Source organism: Streptomyces sp. NBC_00464 (assembly GCF_036013915.1).
Taxonomy (GTDB): Bacteria; Actinomycetota; Actinomycetes; order Streptomycetales; family Streptomycetaceae; genus Streptomyces.
The window spans coordinates 3,103,200-3,119,086 of sequence record NZ_CP107899.1 but is presented as its reverse complement, the minus strand read 5'-3'; the positions used below and the strand labels follow the sequence as shown (position 1 = coordinate 3,119,086).

The window sequence follows — 15,887 nt, the reverse complement described above, 5'->3', positions numbered from 1 at the left end:
GGTCGTGTTCCCCTGCTGCTCCATCGCTCCCCCGTCGGCCGGCAACAGGATCAACCTACCGATTGCTGCGGCGACTTGAGCGGGTTCGCGGGCCCGGTGGCGGTGGTCAGGAGTCGAGTGGCCGGATCTCGTAGTGCAGGGTCCTGTCGCGCTTGATCCGGTGCGCGAGCGGGACGAGCACGCCGTGCATGGCCGGGTACTTGCGGGAGAGCATCCGGGCGGCGTGCGTGTTCTCCTTCGATCCGGCCTGGAGGAGGCGGGCGTGCGCGGTGATCTGCGGTCCGGTCGGCCGGCCGCGCAGTGTGCACGGGCCGATCCTCACGACGGGGTGGTTGCGCATCCGCTCGACCTTCCACGCCGAGGAGAACGTACGGATGTAGGCGTGGTCGCCCTCGACGGCGATGTTCACGGGGGTGTCCGCGTGCGTCCCGTCCTGGCGCCGCGTGCTGAGCAGGACGGCGTACTGCTTCACGAACGGCTTCAGCTCAGGGGTCGTCTCCATACCTCCATGGTCCGCCGCCCCGGCGCCGTGTCATCCGCGCGGGCGCTGTCGAACGGGTGTTTCGAAGGCGTCGGCGAGCCCGGCATAGGGTTGGCGGTCTATGACGACGAACAACGGGCCTGTGCCCTTCTCGACCGACCGTCTCGACGCCGTGCCCCTGCGGGTGGCACACGCGGACGAGATGGCCGCGGTGCTGAACGATCCCGGCCTCCACACCTTCACCGGCGGCGCCCCGGAGTCGGCCGACGAACTGCGCGCCCGCTACGAACGGCAGACCGCGGGATCCCCGGACCCGGACGAGCGCTGGTGGAACTGGGTGCTGCGGGTGCGGGGCGAGGACCGCCTGGCGGGCTATGTGCAGGCCACGGTGAACGTGACCGGCGCCCGGGCGGAGATCGCCTGGGTGACCGGGACGGAGTGGCAGGGGCGGGGGTACGCCAAGGAGGCGGCGAAGGGCCTGGTCGCGCACCTGCTGGACGGGGGAGCGGTCCGTACGGTCATCGCCCACATCCACCCCGACCATGCGGCGTCGGCCGCGGTGGCGGGCGCTGCGGGGTTCGTACCGACCGGTGAGTGGGAGGACGGGGAGGAGCGGTGGCGGCTGGGGGCACCGTGAGGTGCGTGTCCTCAATCGTCGGACGGGCTTGATCCTGCCCGGCCGGCCTTGATCAGTCCGGCGACGTCGAGGGCCACCTCGGCGCCGATCGAGTCGGGGAGCGGGGCTTCCTGGCCGGGGGCGTAGACCTCGTGGCGGTCGTACGTGCCGCCTACGGGCTCGGTCAGGACGTGGACCCGGCCGTGCTTGCGGTCGAGGATCACGTAGACGGGGATCTTGGCCTCGGCGTACACGGCGACCTTGTGCCGTAGGTCGCTTTTGTAGTTGCTGGAGGTGACCTCCAGGACGAGGCGGAAGACGGCCGGGTCGTAGCAGTTGTTCTCGATCCTGTGCTCGTCGAGATCGGCGTCGACGATCGCGAGGTCGGGGATGGCGTAGTCCTCGGGGCCGCCCGGCAGCCAGAGGCCGATGCCCTGGAGGACTGCCGAGTCCCCGTCGTCGAGTCCGGCCGCGATGAACGGCCGCATGAGCTTGGTCAGGGCGCGGGCGTGCGGGCCGTCCCGGGGTGGGGCCACGGTGATGACGCCTCCGATGATCTCGACGCGACGACCGGGAAGCTGCTCCGCGAGCTTGTTGGCTTCTTCGAGCAACGACAGTTCCGGCTCGTCTTCACAGGGGTGCTCGACTGCTGCTGCAGACATTGCGGGCCTCCTGGAACGGCTGGTGTCGAGACCATCATCGTAGGGCGGAACAGCCGCAGAGCATGGTTCTGGCATATGCCACTCGCCGAGTGAAGCAGAAACGGCCCTGCGTACACACGGGCGTGTGCGCAGGGCCGTTTCTCAGGAGCAGGCCGTTCTCAGGTGAGGAGGCGTTACAGCTTCTCGATCACGTAGTCGATGCACGCCGTCAGCGCCTGGACGTCCGACGGGTCGATCGCCGGGAACATCGCCACGCGCAGCTGGTTGCGGCCCAGCTTGCGGTACGGCTCCGTGTCGACGATGCCGTTGGCGCGGAGCACCTTGGCGATCGCGGCGGCGTCGATCTCGTCCGCGAAGTCGATCGTGCCGATGACCTGCGAGCGCTTGGCCGCGTCCGTGACGAACGGGGTCGCGTACTTCGACTCCTCGGCCCAGCCGTACAGGTGGCCGGAGGAGGCGGCCGTGCGGCCGGTGGTGAACTCCAGGCCGCCCTGGGTGTTCATCCAGGTCAGCTGCTCGTTCAGGAGGAACAGCGTGGCGAGCGCCGGGGTGTTGTACGTCTGGTTCTTCAGGGAGTTGTCGATCGCCGTCGGCAGCGAGAAGAACTCCGGGATGTGCCGGCCGGAGGCGTGGACGCGCGCCGCGCGCTCCAGGGCCGCCGGGGAGAAGACGCCGATCCACAGGCCGCCGTCGGAGGCGAAGGACTTCTGCGGGGCGAAGTAGTAGACGTCCGTCTCGGCGATGTCGACCGGCAGGCCGCCCGCGCCCGAGGTGGCGTCCACCAGGACCAGGGAGCCCTCGTCGGCGCCCGCGACGCGCTTGATCGGCGCGGCGACACCGGTGGAGGTCTCGTTGTGGGTGAAGGCGTAGACGTCGACGCCCGCCTCGGCCTTCGGGTCCGGGTGGGTGCCCGGGTCGGAGGCGATGACGGTCGGGTCGGCCAGCCACGGGGCGAGCTTGGCGGCCTTCGCGAACTTCGACGAGAACTCACCGAAGTTGAGGTGCTGGGACTTCGACTCGATCAGACCGTGCGTCGCGATGTCCCAGAAGGCGGTGGAGCCGCCGTTGCCCAGGATCACCTCGTAGCCCTCGGGGAGGGAGAAGAGGTCGCGCACGCCGTCACGTACCGCGCCGACCAGGTTCTTCACCGGGGCCTGGCGGTGGGACGTACCGAGAAGAGACGTACCGGTGGCGGCCAGCGCGTCGAGCGCCTCCGTCCGCACCTTGGAAGGACCGGCGCCGAAGCGTCCGTCGGCGGGCTTGATGTCAGCGGGAATCTGGATGTCGGCCACGAGTCGGAGCGTAGCCGCTCGCTGCGGCGGCCACGCATCCTGTCCGTCGGATGAGACAGGGGGTCCGACTCGTGGATGTTGGAGGTATGTCCGTACGGGGCCGGGGCGGCCCGTCCCCGTACGCCCGGATCAGCCCAGTTCGACCGGCAGGTCGAACAGGTCGTTCTGGGTGACGATCGGCTTGTTGCGCAGCTCGGAGGCCGGTACGGCGAGCTCCAGCTCGGGGAAGCGCTCGTACAGGGCGGGCAGCGCGACCCCCGCTTCCAGGCGGGACAGCGCGGCACCCGGGCAGACGTGCGGGCCGTGACCGAAGGCGATGTGGCGGTTGGGGGAGCGGGTCGCGTCGAACTCGCCGGCGGTGGGGCCGTACTGCTCCTCGTCCCGGCCCAGCGCGCCGAACGACACGATCAGGGCCTCGCCCTTGGGGAGGACCTTGTCGCCGACCGTGACGTCCTCCGTCGCGAAACGGATCAGGACGTGCGAGGTCGGGGTGTTCCAGCGCAGGGTCTCCTCGATCACGTTCTCCCACGGCAGCTCGCCCGACAGGACCTGCTTGCGCTGCTCGGGGTGGGTCTGGAGTGCGACCACGGCGTTCACGATCAGGCTGATCGTCGTCTCGTGACCGGCCGCGATGATCAGCTGGAGGGTGTTGACGATCTCCTCGTTGGTGAGGTGGTCGCCGTCCTCGGAGGCCGCGATCAGGGCGCTGGTCAGGTCGTCGCCCGGTTCGGCCCGCTTCGCGTCGACGATCTTCGTGAAGAGCGTGCCGAGGTCCGCCATCATCTGGGGAACCTCCTCCGGCGGCGTCTGCGTCGAGAAGAACTTCTCGAAGAGCTCCTTGAGGCGCGGGTGGTCGGCGCCGTCCACGCCCATCAGCTCGCTGATCACGTTCATCGGCAGCGGGTAGGCGAACTCGGCCTTCAGGTCGACCTTCTCGCCCTTGGGCAGAGCCGCGAGCCGGTCCAGGCTCGCGGTCGTCAGCGCCTCGATGCCCGCGCGCAGCCGCTCCACCCGCTTCACGGTGAGGGCCTGCGCCACCAGGGTGCGCAGCCGGCGGTGGTCGGCGCCGTCGACGGTCAGCATCGAGCGGCCCGGGTTGGCCAGACCGATCAGCGGCCAGTCCATCGGGATCTCGCCGCGCTGCCAGGCACCCCAGACGTTGATGTCCTTCACGACCCGGGAGTCGGTCAGCAGCTGCCGCGCCGCCGCGTGGTGCGTGACCGCGTAGCAGTGCACCCCGCCGGGCAGCTCCACCTCGGCGAGCGGGCCGGCGGCGCGCAGGGCGGCGCTCTCGCCGTCGAGGTCGGCGACGAACGGGTCGAGGGCGATGCGGGTCATCTCTGGCCTCCGGTGGCGGGTCCTGTGGCAGGTGTGGGTGTGAAGGCGACGGGCAGGTCCGTCAGGCCCCGCAGCCACGGGGAGGGGCGCCGGGTGAGCTGCTCGGCGGGGACGTCCAGGTCGATGTCCGGGAGGCGGTCCAGCAGGACCTCGATGCCGGTACGGGCGATGACCTCGGCGGTCTCCTGGGCCGGGAACGGGCAGCGGTGCTCGCCGTGGCCGAAGGAGAGGAACGCGTTGTTGCCACCGGTCAGCGAGGAGCCGTCGGTGCGCACCTGCGGGTCGGCGTTGGCGGCGGCGAAGCCCAGGACCAGCAGGTCGCCCGCCTGGATGTGCCGCCCGCCGAGGTGGGTGTCGCGCGAGGCCCAGCGGCCCGCGATGTTCTGCGTCGGGGTGTCCTCCCACAGGACCTCGTTCATGGCCTCGGCGACGCTGTGCCGGCCCCCGGAGAGCGAGGCGGCGAACCGGTCGTCGGTGAGCATCAGCCGCAGCGAGTTGCCCATCCAGTCGGCGGTCGGCTGGTGGCCCGCGGCCATCATGACCATGAGGTCCTGGGCGACCTCCTCGTCCGTGAAACCGCCCGGGTCGGCCAGCATCCGGGTGGCGACGTCGTCGCCGGGCTCGGCGTGCTTGTCGGCCAGCAGCTGGAACATCGACGTGGCGAGGTGCTGCTGGCCGGCCAGGGCGCGTTCGCGGCCGTCGATCATGTCGTTGATCGAGCCGACGAGCGCGTCGCCGACCTCGTCGCTGAAGCCGTAGATCCTGGCCAGGATCCGGGCGGGGAGCAGCATCGCGAAATCGGCGATGATGTCGACCGAGCCCTTGGAGCAGAACCGGTCGACCAGTTCGTCGGCGAACTCCTCCGCGTACCGCTTGAGGGCGAACGGGTCGACCGCCTCCAGGGCGTTGCTGATCATGCGGGCGCGTTCGACGTGCCGGGGGCCGACCGTGTAGAGGATCGACGGCTGGTTGCGGCCGATCATCGGGAGCAGCGGCCAGTCGGCGGGGATGTGCTCCCACTGGCTCCAGAGGCCGGAGTCGCGGCTGAACAGCACCGGGTCGCTGGTGACCTGGTGCAGTTCGCGGTAGCCGACGACGAGCCAGGCCGGGACGTCACCGTCCAGGGAGATGGGTGCCACGGCGCCGTGGTCGCGGCGCATCTCCCGGTACAGCTGGGTGGGTTCGGTCTGGAACCGCGGACCGGACAGCGGTACGCGGCCGTGTGCGGGGCAGCCCGGGGGTGGTTCTGGCGGCTGGGTCACGGGGTGGGCTCCGGGGTCTTCTCCGGAGCGGTTTCCGGACGGGCGGCGGCGGTGGAGGCGGAGCCGGCCGTGCCCCGCGAGAGGGCGTAGAGGTGCTCCACCAGTGTGATCAGGACGTACTTGCTGGAGGACCGGTCCCGGGCGTCGCACTCCACGAGCGGTACGTCGTCCGAGAGGGCGAGAGCCTCGCGGATCTGCTGCTCGGTGTGGAGCGGGCCGCCGAAGTCGTTGCACGCCACGATGAACGGCGTGCCGTGGTGCTCCAGCCGGTCGATGGCGTACCAGGAGTCGGCGAGGCGCCGGGTGTCGACGAGGACGACCGCGCCGAGGGTCCCGGAGAACAGCCGGTCCCACAGGAACCAGAAGCGCTCCTGGCCGGGTGCGCCGAAGAGGTACAGCACGGATCGGGCGTCGAGCGTGATCCGGCCGAAGTCGAAGGCGACGGTGGTGGACGTCTTCGACTGCACCCCGTCGAGGTGGTCGACGGCCTCGCCCGCGCGGGTCATCGTCTCCTCCGTGTTGAGCGGACGGATCTCGCTCACGGATCGGACCATGGTGGTCTTGCCGACCCCGAAGCCACCGACGACGACTATCTTCAGTCCGTTGTCGGCCGTGGCCTGCAGGGCGGCACGGTCAGAGGTTGCGGAGTCCAACGAGCACCTGTTCCAGGATGTCGGGGTCGGGGAGCCGGTCCGCGACACGTGCGGTACGGGGGTGGCGGGCGCTGATCCGGCCGGTGTCGAGCAGGTCGCACAGCAGGATGCGCACGATGCTGACGGGCAGGTTCAGTCCGGCGGCGAGTTCGACGACCGCGGTGGGCCGTTCGCACATCCGCAGGATCGTGACGTGCTCCGACTGCATGCCGGGGGCCGGCTCGCATTCGGAGACGACCAGCGTCACCAGGTCGAAGGCGGCCGAATCGGACCGGCTGCGGCCACCGGTGAGGGTGTAGAGCCGGTCCGGGTCGTCGTCCCGGCCGGGGCGGGGGCGGGGAGTCATACGCTCGCGGTCTCGGAGGCCTGGACGGACTCGCGCGGCGGGGCGACGAGGTGCTCGCCGAGCTGCTCGACGAGTTCGCTCATGTTGTGGCCGACGAGGCCGACGTCGGCGGTGTCGGATGCGACGACCGCGAGGTGGGCGCCTGCCCCCGCCTCCACGATGAACAGCACCCCGCCGTAGAACTCGGCCATCGCGGACCGTACGCCGCCGGTGCCGTCACCGAACTCGACGGACGCGCCGTGCGAGAGGCTCTGGATTCCGGCCGAGATCGCGGCCAGCTGGTCGGCCTGGTCGACGGAGAGCTCGGGGGTGCGGCACAGCTTGAGGCCGTCCCTGGACAGCACGAGGGCGTGGCGGGCGCCGGGGGTGCGCTCAAGGAGCCCCTCCAGCAGCCAGTTGAGCTTCTCGTCGGTGGTCGCGGTCATGGGGTGTTGCCTTCCGGGTGCGGGGAGTTGGGCCGTACGGCCTGGCGGAAGCTGCTGAAGCGGGCTGCCTGGACCTTCGGGTCGGCGGTACGGGGCCGGGGGGCGGTGCCGTCGGCCGTATCGGAGTCCGACGCGTCGGGGGCGGCCGTGGCACGGGCGCGGGACTCGGCGGCGGCCAGGGTGCGGCCGCGCGAGCGCTTGGGCAGGCCGCTCTCGCCGAACCGGGGGAGGCCGCCGGTGGTCTCCGAGCCGGAGTCGGAGCGCAGGGGTTCCTCCGTGCGGGCGGCGGGGGAGGTGTCGGTGGTGCTGGTGCGGTCGGCGCCCGAGGCGTGGACCGGCTCGGGCTCGCTCGCACGCGGTGCGGGGACCACCGGATCGGCGGCGGGCTCGGGGGCGGGTGCCGGGGCGCGGGTGATGATCTCCTGGGGGAGCATCATCAGCGCGCCCGTGCCGCCGCGTGCCGACGGCCGGAACGAGACGGTCAGTCCGTGCTTGCGGGCGAGGCGGCCGACGACGGCGAGGCCGAGGCGGGTGCCGGAGAGGCCGGTCAGGTCCTGGTCGGTCGCGGAGACGGCGCTTTCGGCACGGCGCAGCTGCACGTCGCTCATGACCAGGCCGCTGTCCTCGACGGTCAGCACGATGCCGGCCGGGACCTCCTCCACGTACACATGGACCTCGGCCGTGGGCGGCGAGAAGTTCGCGGCGTTGTCGAGGAGTTCGGCCAGGGCGTGCATGACGCCCTCGGCGGCGTGACCGGCGATGGCGACATCGCTGGTCGAGTGGAGGCGGATGCGCTGGTATCCGCTGATCCGGCCCATCGCGCCGCGCAGGATGGACTCCATCACGATCGGCTTCGCCCAGCGCCGCCCGGAGCGGGCGCCGGTCAGCACGGCGATGGAGTCGGCCAGCCGGCCCGCCTGGGCGGTGCGGTGGTCCAGGTGCAGCAGGTCGCCCAGGACGTCCTCGGCGGAGTGCCGGTGTTCCATGTCGCGCAGGTCGGCGAGCATGCTGGTGGCCAGGGCCTGCATCCGGCCCGCGGCGTTGGCGCAGGCGGCGACGGCGGCGGAGCGCTCGGTCTCGCTGCGGGCGGCGCGGGCCTTGAGGCGCGCGTTGTCGGCGGTGAGCTGCTCGGAGCCGGCCGCCGCCTCCTTGACGACACGGGCCGTCTCGGCGGCTGCCGCGGCCTTGATCCGGGCGGTCTCGGCGGTGAACCGCTGGGCGTCGGCGGCCGAGGCCGACACCATGCGCGAGGTCTCGGCGGTGAACCGGCCGCTCTCGGCCGCGAGCATCTCGCGCAGCCGGTGTGCGGTGGTGCGGGCGTGGACGGCGGTGGCGACGGCGACGGCGAGCAGCACCGTGGCGGTGCCGGCCCCCCAGACCACTGCTGTCCTGGCTGAGTCGGGAGCGACGAAGGCCGCCCACACGCTCAGGGATCCGGAGAGGGCCACGGTGACCAGCAGGGCCAGTGCGGTCGGCCGGGTTGAGGGGCGCAAGCGGAGTCCTTGGGGGCGCGGACGGTGACGGATGGGACGGTTCGGGCGAGTCGTGACTGCGGTGACCAAATGCGACAACTGGAGCAGATGATTCCCAGACAAGTCTGGGTCACTATATGAGAATTGACGATCTGTTTGGGAAGAACTTGTGGTGCTCTTTGTTCCGTTTGTGTTCGTGAGCCCGGCATATTCCGACGTATTGACGCGATCGGCTTGACGTAATCGGTGCAAACGCGCGGCGTCACCCGGCAGAGCGGGCTCGCCGACGGCATCCTGGCCGGATGGCAACTGGCAAGGCTCCGCAGGTTCCGCACGGCAGCACCCCGGGCGGGAGCGTTCCGGACGGCAGCACCCCCGCCCCCGCCCCCGCCCACACCGCGCTCCTTCGCGAACTGCGCGCGTCCGTCCGGGGCGAGGTCGCGTTCGACGCCACCGCACGGGCCCTGACGACGATGGACGCCTCCAACTACCGGCGGGTGCCCCTCGGTGTCGTCGCCCCGCGCGACGCCGACGACATCGCCGCCGCACTCGCCGTCTGCCGCTCGCACCAGGTGCCCGTCGTGCCCCGCGGCGGCGGCACATCCATCGCCGGGCAGGCCACCGGTACCGGAGTCGTCCTCGACCTCACCCGTCACCTCCGGTCGATCGTCGAACTGGACCCCGCCTCCCGTACCGCCGTGGTCCAGCCGGGCGTCGTCCTGGACGAGCTGCGGGCCGCCGCCGCCCCGCACGGGCTCACCTTCGGCCCCGACCCCTCCACACACAGCCGCTGCACCATCGGCGGCATGATCGGCAACAACTCCTGCGGCTCCCACTCCGTCGCCTGGGGCACCACCGCCGACAACGTCCACGCCCTCACCGTCGCCCGCTACGGCGGCGACACCCTCCACCTGGAGCGGGGCGCCGAAGGCCCCGCCGGGCTCCGCGAACTCGTCGCCGCCCACCTCGCCCTCCTGCGTACCGGATTCCCCGAACTCCCGCGCCGCATCTCCGGATACGCGCTGGACGCCCTGCTGCCCGAGAACGGACCCGACCCCGCCCGCGCGTTCTGCGGCAGCGAGGGCACGCTCGGCGTGGTGACGCAGGCGACCCTGCACCTCGTCGAGGCCCCCGCCGCCCGCGCGCTCGCCGTACTCGGCTACGCCGACGAGTCCGCCGCCGCCGAAGCCGCCCCCGGCCTCCTCCCGTACCACCCGCTGACCGTCGAGGGCATGGCCGCCGACCTCGTACGCGAACCGGCCGGACTGCCCCGCGGCGCCGCCTGGCTCTTCGTCGAGACGGGCGGCGCCACCCCGGCCGAGGCGCGGGCGCACGCCGAGCGGATCACGCGGGCCGCGTCCGCGGACGCGGTGGACGCCGTCGTCGTCACCGACCCGGCCGGACAGCGGGCCCTGTGGCGGATCCGCGAGGACGCGGCGGGAACGGCGACCCGGATGTGGGGGTCCCCCCAGGACGGAGTCTCCGAGGGCGGCACCGAGGCCTGGCCCGGCTGGGAGGACTGCGCCGTGCCACCAGCCCGGCTCGGCCCCTACCTCCGCGACTTCCGCGCCCTGCTCGCCGAACACGGCCTGCGCGGCACCCCGTACGGCCACTTCGGCGACGGCTGCATCCACGTCCGTATCGACTTCGATCTGCTGACCGCCGCCGGCGTGGCCCGGTTCCGCCGCTTCTCCGAGGACGTGGCCTCGCTCGTCGTCGCCCACGGCGGCTCCCTGTCCGGCGAACACGGCGACGGCCAGGCACGCGCCGAACTGCTGCCCCGGATGTACGGGGACGAACTCGTCGCCCTCTTCGGCCGGTTCAAGGACCTGTGGGACCCCGACGGCGGCATGAACCCGGGCATCCTCGCCCGCCCGGCCCGCCTGGACGAGAACCTCCGCTTCGACGTCCTGCCGCGCGAACCGGTCGACGTCGCCTTCGGCTACCCGCACGACGGCGGCGACTTCACCGCGGCCGTGCGCAGATGCGTCGGAGTCGCCAAGTGCCGTACGGAGAAGGCATCCGGCCCGTCCGTGATGTGCCCCTCGTTCCGCGCGACGGGCGAGGAGGCCCACTCCACGCGCGGCCGGGCCCGGCTGCTCCACGAGATGCTGGCCGGCACCGCGGGCGGAGTGATCACGGACGGCTGGCGCTCGACGGAGGTACGGGACGCGCTCGATCTCTGCCTGTCCTGCAAGGGCTGCCGCAGCGACTGCCCGGCGGGCGTCGACATGGCCACGTACAAGGCGGAGTTCCTGCACCAGCACTACAAAGGGCGGCTGCGCCCGGCGGCGCACTACGCGATGGGGTGGCTGCCGAGGTGGCTTCGACTTGCCGCGCCCTTCGCGGGCCCGCTGAACGCCCTGGCCCGGGTCCGGCCGCTGGCGTCCCTGGCCAAGCGCCTGGGCGGCATCGCCCCGGAGCGCGGGATCCCGGTCCTGGCACGGGAACGGTTCACCCGGTGGCTCCTGCGGCGGCAGGGCAAGGGGACGTTCATCCACTCCAACGACCAGGTGGCGTTCCTGTGGCCCGACACCTTCACCGAACATCTCTCGCCCGAGGTGGGCCGGGCGGCGGTCCGCGTGCTGGAGGCGGCGGGACGGACGGCGATGGCGCCCGGGAGCGGCCTGTGCTGCGGCCTCACGTACGTCTCGACCGGCCAGCTGACCCGGGCCCGCAAGGTGATGCGCCGCACCCTGGACCGGCTGGGCGGCATGCTCGGCGCCCCCGTCGTCGTCCTCGAACCGAGCTGCGCGGCAACGCTCCGCACGGACCTCCCGGAACTCCTCCCGGACGACCCGCGTGCGGCCGAACTGGCCGCCTCCGTCCACACCCTGGCCCAGTACCTGGAGAAGTACGCCCCCGACTGGCAGCCCCCGCACCTGGCCCGCCCGGTCACCGGCCAGACGCACTGCCACCAGCACGCGGTCCTGGGCGACGATGCGGACCGCCGGCTACGTGAACGGGCAGGGCTGAAGGGTGAGTTGGCGGGCGGCTGTTGTGGACTGGCCGGGAACTTCGGCTTCGAGCAGGGCCACTGGGAGGTGTCGGTGGCCTGCGCGGAGGACCAGCTGCTGCCGGCGGTACGGGGCGCGTCCCTGGACGCGGTGATCCTGGCGGACGGGTTCTCCTGCCGGATGCAACTGGGCCAGGTGGGGGGCGTGCGGGCGCGGCACCTGGCCCAGGTGCTTGCGGAGGGGCTGGAGCCGGGGGCGCCACCCCCCGGTACTCGCTAAGCGGGCGCGTGCACCGGAAGCCCGAAGTCGGTGGCGGCCCTGGCCAGTTCGCTGTCATACGTGACGAAGGCGGTGAGCCCCACCCGGAAAGGATCGGCGGTCGCCAGGTGGAGGGAGTCCAGGGTGCCGAGCCTGCGGGTCTGATAGGCGGTCGCGCGCGCCAGTACGGTGCTGGTGAGGTCGATCAGGTAGACGCCGCGGACGGCCTGGGCGACGAAGTACGCGATGCGCTGAGGGTCGACGCCGGCCCGGTGCAGCGTGCGGGTGATCTCCAGCCGGGCCAGGTCGCTCGTGAGCAGTTCCGTCCCCTCCGGAAGCGCCGCGCGCCAGGCACGCAGGGCCTCGGACTCGGGTTCGGGCTTGATGAACTTCAGGAGTGCGCAGGAGTCGAGGTAGATCAACGCCGGCGCTCCTCGTCGCGCTCCGACAGCAGAAGGCCGGACAGGCTCGGCAGGTCCGGCGCGAGTTCGGGTGCCAGATCCGGCATGCCCTGCTCGGCCGGCGGAGTGGCGTCGCCGGACTCGATTATGCGGCGGAGCGGGTCCGGCGTCTCGGCCTCGGGGACCATGCGCAGGACCGGTACGCCGCGGTCGGTGACGAGTATGGGCACGCCCGAGCGCACCAGCGCCACGGCCTTGGACGGGTTCTGGTTGAGTTCACGCAGCCCGATCGTCTCCATGCCATTGAATGTAGCTACATAATGTAGGTACAGCAACAGGGGTGGCCGGGCACGGGCGGGGCGGGAGCCGCCCCGCCTCATCGGCTCAGTGCCGCGCGGCCTTCACCACCGCCGCCACCAGCCGCTCGTTCTCCGGAGCCGCCCCGCCCGGGAACGCGAAACGCCGTCGTGTGTACCCGTACGCGATCCCGCTCGCCGGGTCCGCGAACGCCTGCGAGCCCGCCGCGCCGCAGTGGCCGTAGGCGTCATCGCCCAGGGACGGGTAGACCTCCTGCGGGCGCTCGAAGCCGAGGCCGAAGTGGTCCGTCTCCTCGGTCACCCGGTCGGTGCCGGCGAGCCCGACGCGGGCGAACTCGGCGCGGGTCTCCGGCTTGAGCAGTGCGGGACGGCCCGCGAACTCCGAGAGCGTGGCCGCGTACATCCCGGCCAGGGCGCGCGCCGAGCCGATGCCGCCCACCGAGGCCGGGCCGAGCGCCCGCACGGACGGGGTGTTGATCCACGCGACCAGGTCCGTCGGCACGTTGAAGGCCATCGCCCGCAGGCTCTTCGGGTCGAAGGGGCGGGCGGCGAGCTCTGCCTTCTGCTCCGGCGTCGGGTTCATGGGCCGGATGGGGACGTAGCGCGGCTCCAGCCCGGCGGGCTGCCCCATGTAGAGGTCCAGGCCGTACGGGGCGCGGACGCGCTCCTCGAACAGCTCCTGGATCGAACGCCCCGTGGCCCGCCGCACCACCTCACCGGTGAGCGCGCCGATCACGAGCGCGTGGTAGCCGTACTCCTTGCCCGGCTCCCAGAACGGGGCCCGCTCCGCCAGCCGGGCGGCGAGCACCCGGTCGTCGGCCAGGTCCGCCTCGGGGAAGCCGCCCTCGATGCCGATCAGCCCGGCGCGGTGGCCCAGCAGCTCCCGCAGGGTCAGTGCGCCCTTGCCCTCGGCCGCGAACTCCGGCCAGTACGAGGCGACCGTACGGTCCAGGTCGAGGGTGCCGTCCTGCACGAGCAGGGCGACGACGAGGTGGGCCGCGCCCTTGGTGGACGAGAAGACGGCGGGCAGCGAGTCGCCGTCGATCCCGTCACCGGCCCAGAGATCGACGACCGGCAGGCCCTCCCGGTACACGGCGAGCTGCGCGCCCGGCTCGTTGTGCTCCTCGGTGAGTACGGCGGCGAACTCGTCCCGCACCGCCTCGTATCCGGGGGCCACGGTGCCGTGCACGGTGACGTTGCCTGCGTTGCGGTCCGACATGGTTCCCCCTGTGGTGGGCGCGTGTTTCGCGCCTCCTTCACAGGGCCTCAACTGCACGTCCGTACGCGTAAATTCCCTTATCGCCCGCCGTCCCGCGCCACGATCTCGCGGGCCAGCGAGGCGAGGTCGGCGAGGGCCGGATGGCCGGGGGCGTCGCGGCGGGCGAGCAGGACCGGGAGGGCCGGGGCGTCCACGAGCGGTCGGTAGGCGACCCCGGCGTGCGGGTGCATGCCGGCGGTCGACGCGGCCGAGACCCCGGTGCCGCGCCCCGCCGCGATGGCGGCCAGCCAGTCGTCGGTGTTGGCCACGGTCAGGGTGGCGGCGGGGCGGGCGTCGGGCGGCCACAGTTCGGGGGTGGTGGTGCCGGAGACGGTGTTCAGGACGACGGTGCCGGTCGCCAGATCGGCCAGCCGGAGCGTGGTGCGGGAGGCGAGGGGGCCGTCCGCCGCCACGGCGGCCACCCGCTCCTCCTCGTACAGCACCTCCGTGACCAGCCCCGGCGCCTCGACGGGGCCGCGCAGCAGTGCGGCATCGACCTCGCCGCGGGTCAGCCCGGCGGTGCGGTCGTCGATCCGGCGGAGCTCCAGCGGGGTCTGCGGATGGCGCTCCTGCCAGTTGCGGAGCAGCGGGGTGGTGTACCGGCCGAACGCGGACCAGGCGTGCCCGAGCCGGATCGGCCGGCGGCGCAGTCCGCCGGGGTCGAGCGCCTCGTCGAACGCGGCCACCGCGGCGGCGGCCTTGTCGCGGAAGGCGACGCCTTCGGGGGTGAGCTCCAGATGGTGGGTGGAGCGGTCGACGAGCCGGATGCCGAGGCGTGACTCCAGGGCTGCCAGGGTCCGGGACACGGCGGGCTGGGTGAGCCGGAGTCGGGCGGCGGCGCGGGTGATGCTCGCCTCGTCCGCGACGGCGAGGAAGGCGCGCAGGTGGCGGATCTCGATGCCACGGCCGGCGCTCCCGGTGTGCCCCGTGCTTCTGCCCGCGTTCTCGGCCGGGTCGTGGCCCGCACCACCCTGTCCCATGCTCATGCGCGGGAAGCATAACGGGAGCCTCCATCGCATTTCACGTGCCGCGCTCAGGTCCCTACGGTGGAGAGATGTGCCGCACGAAGTGAGTGCAGTATCTTCAATTCACCAGTGCATTGTGTTGCACTGTCGCTCCTCGCGACCCGTACGCGCGAAACGTCAGAAAGTCAGGCCACAGGTGAACAACCAGGGCACCGCCGCAGAACCGGCCGCAGCAGTCGCCGTCCCCGAGGCGGTCGCCGCCCTCGGTGAGCAGGGCGGTCCCACCCGCGCCGGAGGGCGCAGGGCGGCGCTCGCCCCGGTCGCGCTGGTGGTCGCGGGCGGGCTCTCCGTCCAGTTCGGCTCGGCGGTCGCGGTGCTGCTGATGCCGAAGGCCGGCGCGCTCGGTGTGGTCACGCTGCGGCTCGCCGTCGCGGCCCTCGTCCTGCTCGTGGTCTGCCGCCCGAAGCTGCGTGGCCACTCGCGCGCCGACTGGGGCACGGTGGTGGCCTTCGGCATCGCGATGGCGGGCATGAACACGCTCTTCTACCAGGCCGCCGACCGCATCCCGCTCGGTGCCGCCGTGACCCTGGAGGTGCTGGGCCCGCTCGCCCTCTCGGTGTTCGCCTCACGCCGCCTCGTCAACGTGCTCTGGGCCGCGCTCGCGCTGGGCGGCGTGCTGCTGCTGAGCGGCGGGGGCTTCGACCGGCTCGATCCGGTCGGTGCCGCGTACGCCCTCGGGGCGGGTGTCATGTGGGCGGCATACATCGTCTTCAGCGCCCGCACCGGCCGCCGCTTCCCACAGGCCGACGGGCTGGCCATGGCGATGGTGGTGGCCGCGGTCCTCTCCCTGCCGCTCGGCATCATGGAGTCGGGCTCGAAACTCCTGGTCCCGTCCACACTCGGCCTCGGCGCCGCCGTCGCGCTGCTGAGCTCGGTCCTCCCGTACACCCTCGAACTCATGGCGCTGCGCAGACTGCCCGCACCCACCTTCGCGATCCTGATGAGCCTGGAACCCGCGATCGCCGCCGCCGCCGGATTCCTCATCCTCGACCAGGCCCTCTCCACGACGGACGCCCTGGCCATCGCGCTCGTCATCGGCGCGAGCATGGGTGCGGTACGCAGTCAGGTGCGGGGCGCCGGAAAGCGCTGAGAAGCCGAGAGGACGGATGCCGCGGTTCCGGCTG

16 protein-coding genes are annotated in these 15,887 nt (G+C 72.2%); 3 read left to right on the top strand and 13 right to left on the bottom strand.

Going from position 1 to position 15,887, the window contains the following annotated elements:
• Positions 1-106: 106 nt before the first annotated feature.
• Positions 107-502 (bottom strand): PPOX class F420-dependent oxidoreductase, encoded by a 396-nt coding sequence (locus OG912_RS13765; protein ID WP_326737895.1) that lies wholly within the window; start codon positions 500-502, stop codon positions 107-109.
• Positions 503-602: 100 nt separating this feature from the next.
• On the opposite strand from OG912_RS13765, the gene OG912_RS13760 reads away from it, so the two are divergent.
• Positions 603-1,118, top strand: a complete 516-nt coding sequence (locus OG912_RS13760; RefSeq protein WP_327709575.1) for a GNAT family N-acetyltransferase — start codon at positions 603-605, stop codon at positions 1,116-1,118.
• Positions 1,119-1,129: 11 nt separating this feature from the next.
• On the opposite strand, the gene OG912_RS13755 is transcribed toward OG912_RS13760, so the two are convergent.
• The 8 genes from OG912_RS13755 to OG912_RS13720 all read right to left on the bottom strand — a co-directional run bounded on the left by OG912_RS13755 (position 1,130) and on the right by OG912_RS13720 (position 8,568).
• Positions 1,130-1,759 carry a Uma2 family endonuclease gene (locus OG912_RS13755; protein ID WP_327709574.1) on the bottom strand — a complete coding sequence of 210 codons (630 nt, stop codon included), beginning with the start codon at positions 1,757-1,759 and terminating at the stop codon, positions 1,130-1,132.
• Between the two features lie 173 nt (positions 1,760-1,932).
• Entirely contained in the window at positions 1,933-3,051 is a 1,119-nt protein-coding gene (gene serC / locus OG912_RS13750; protein WP_326737899.1) for a phosphoserine transaminase, read from the bottom strand.
• Positions 3,052-3,180: 129 nt separating this feature from the next.
• Positions 3,181-4,389 (bottom strand): cytochrome P450 family protein, encoded by a 1,209-nt coding sequence (locus tag OG912_RS13745; protein ID WP_327709573.1) that lies wholly within the window; start codon positions 4,387-4,389, stop codon positions 3,181-3,183.
• Positions 4,386-5,651 carry a cytochrome P450 gene (locus OG912_RS13740; RefSeq protein ID WP_327709572.1) on the bottom strand — a complete coding sequence of 422 codons (1,266 nt, stop codon included), beginning with the start codon at positions 5,649-5,651 and terminating at the stop codon, positions 4,386-4,388. Before OG912_RS13740 ends, OG912_RS13745 begins: the two co-directional genes overlap by 4 nt.
• Positions 5,648-6,304, bottom strand: coding sequence for a GTP-binding protein (locus OG912_RS13735; RefSeq protein WP_327709571.1), 657 nt, complete (start codon positions 6,302-6,304; stop codon positions 5,648-5,650). Before OG912_RS13735 ends, OG912_RS13740 begins: the two co-directional genes overlap by 4 nt.
• Entirely contained in the window at positions 6,285-6,650 is a 366-nt protein-coding gene (locus OG912_RS13730) for a DUF742 domain-containing protein (RefSeq protein WP_219573777.1), read from the bottom strand. Before OG912_RS13730 ends, OG912_RS13735 begins: the two co-directional genes overlap by 20 nt.
• On the bottom strand, positions 6,647-7,075 hold the full coding sequence (locus OG912_RS13725; RefSeq protein ID WP_326737903.1) for a roadblock/LC7 domain-containing protein: 429 nt from the start codon (positions 7,073-7,075) through the stop codon (positions 6,647-6,649). Before OG912_RS13725 ends, OG912_RS13730 begins: the two co-directional genes overlap by 4 nt.
• Positions 7,072-8,568, bottom strand: coding sequence for an ATP-binding protein (locus OG912_RS13720; RefSeq protein WP_327709570.1), 1,497 nt, complete (start codon positions 8,566-8,568; stop codon positions 7,072-7,074). Before OG912_RS13720 ends, OG912_RS13725 begins: the two co-directional genes overlap by 4 nt.
• 452 nt (positions 8,569-9,020) lie before the next feature.
• Here OG912_RS13720 and OG912_RS13715 point away from each other — a divergent pair, with 452 nt between their 5' ends.
• Entirely contained in the window at positions 9,021-11,783 is a 2,763-nt protein-coding gene (locus OG912_RS13715; RefSeq protein ID WP_327713424.1) for an FAD-binding and (Fe-S)-binding domain-containing protein, read from the top strand.
• On the opposite strand, the gene OG912_RS13710 is transcribed toward OG912_RS13715, so the two are convergent.
• The 4 genes from OG912_RS13710 to OG912_RS13695 form a co-directional block, all read right to left on the bottom strand.
• Positions 11,780-12,184 carry a type II toxin-antitoxin system VapC family toxin gene (locus OG912_RS13710; protein ID WP_326737905.1) on the bottom strand — a complete coding sequence of 135 codons (405 nt, stop codon included), beginning with the start codon at positions 12,182-12,184 and terminating at the stop codon, positions 11,780-11,782. The genes OG912_RS13715 and OG912_RS13710 overlap by 4 nt on opposite strands.
• Positions 12,181-12,462, bottom strand: a complete 282-nt coding sequence (locus OG912_RS13705; RefSeq protein WP_327709569.1) for a type II toxin-antitoxin system Phd/YefM family antitoxin — start codon at positions 12,460-12,462, stop codon at positions 12,181-12,183. The genes OG912_RS13710 and OG912_RS13705 overlap by 4 nt, the downstream gene beginning before the upstream one ends.
• 85 nt (positions 12,463-12,547) lie before the next feature.
• Positions 12,548-13,699: a serine hydrolase domain-containing protein gene (locus OG912_RS13700; RefSeq protein ID WP_327709568.1), complete on the bottom strand. Its 1,152-nt coding sequence runs from the start codon at positions 13,697-13,699 to the stop codon at positions 12,548-12,550.
• A 77-nt stretch (positions 13,700-13,776) separates the two neighbouring features.
• A complete protein-coding gene (locus tag OG912_RS13695; protein WP_327713423.1) occupies positions 13,777-14,637 on the bottom strand; it encodes a LysR family transcriptional regulator in 861 nt (286 codons plus the stop codon).
• 262 nt (positions 14,638-14,899) lie between these two features.
• Between OG912_RS13695 and OG912_RS13690 the strand changes: the two genes are divergently transcribed.
• Positions 14,900-15,853 (top strand): EamA family transporter, encoded by a 954-nt coding sequence (locus tag OG912_RS13690; protein ID WP_327709567.1) that lies wholly within the window; start codon positions 14,900-14,902, stop codon positions 15,851-15,853.
• Positions 15,854-15,887 lie beyond the last annotated feature (34 nt).

Bases quoted from the DNA above. Each gene is read 5' to 3' on its own strand.
- OG912_RS13765 (WP_326737895.1), bottom strand. From the start codon at position 502: ATGGAGACGACCCCTGAGCTGAAGCCGTTCGTGAAGCAGTACGCCGTC.
- OG912_RS13760 (WP_327709575.1), top strand. From the start codon at position 603: ATGACGACGAACAACGGGCCTGTGCCCTTCTCGACCGACCGTCTCGAC.
- OG912_RS13755 (WP_327709574.1), bottom strand. From the start codon at position 1,759: ATGTCTGCAGCAGCAGTCGAGCACCCCTGTGAAGACGAGCCGGAACTG.
- OG912_RS13745 (WP_327709573.1), bottom strand. From the start codon at position 4,389: ATGACCCGCATCGCCCTCGACCCGTTCGTCGCCGACCTCGACGGCGAG.
- OG912_RS13730 (WP_219573777.1), bottom strand. From the start codon at position 6,650: ATGACTCCCCGCCCCCGCCCCGGCCGGGACGACGACCCGGACCGGCTC.
- OG912_RS13725 (WP_326737903.1), bottom strand. From the start codon at position 7,075: ATGACCGCGACCACCGACGAGAAGCTCAACTGGCTGCTGGAGGGGCTC.
- OG912_RS13715 (WP_327713424.1), top strand. From the start codon at position 9,021: ATGGACGCCTCCAACTACCGGCGGGTGCCCCTCGGTGTCGTCGCCCCG.
- OG912_RS13705 (WP_327709569.1), bottom strand. From the start codon at position 12,462: ATGGAGACGATCGGGCTGCGTGAACTCAACCAGAACCCGTCCAAGGCC.
- OG912_RS13700 (WP_327709568.1), bottom strand. From the start codon at position 13,699: ATGTCGGACCGCAACGCAGGCAACGTCACCGTGCACGGCACCGTGGCC.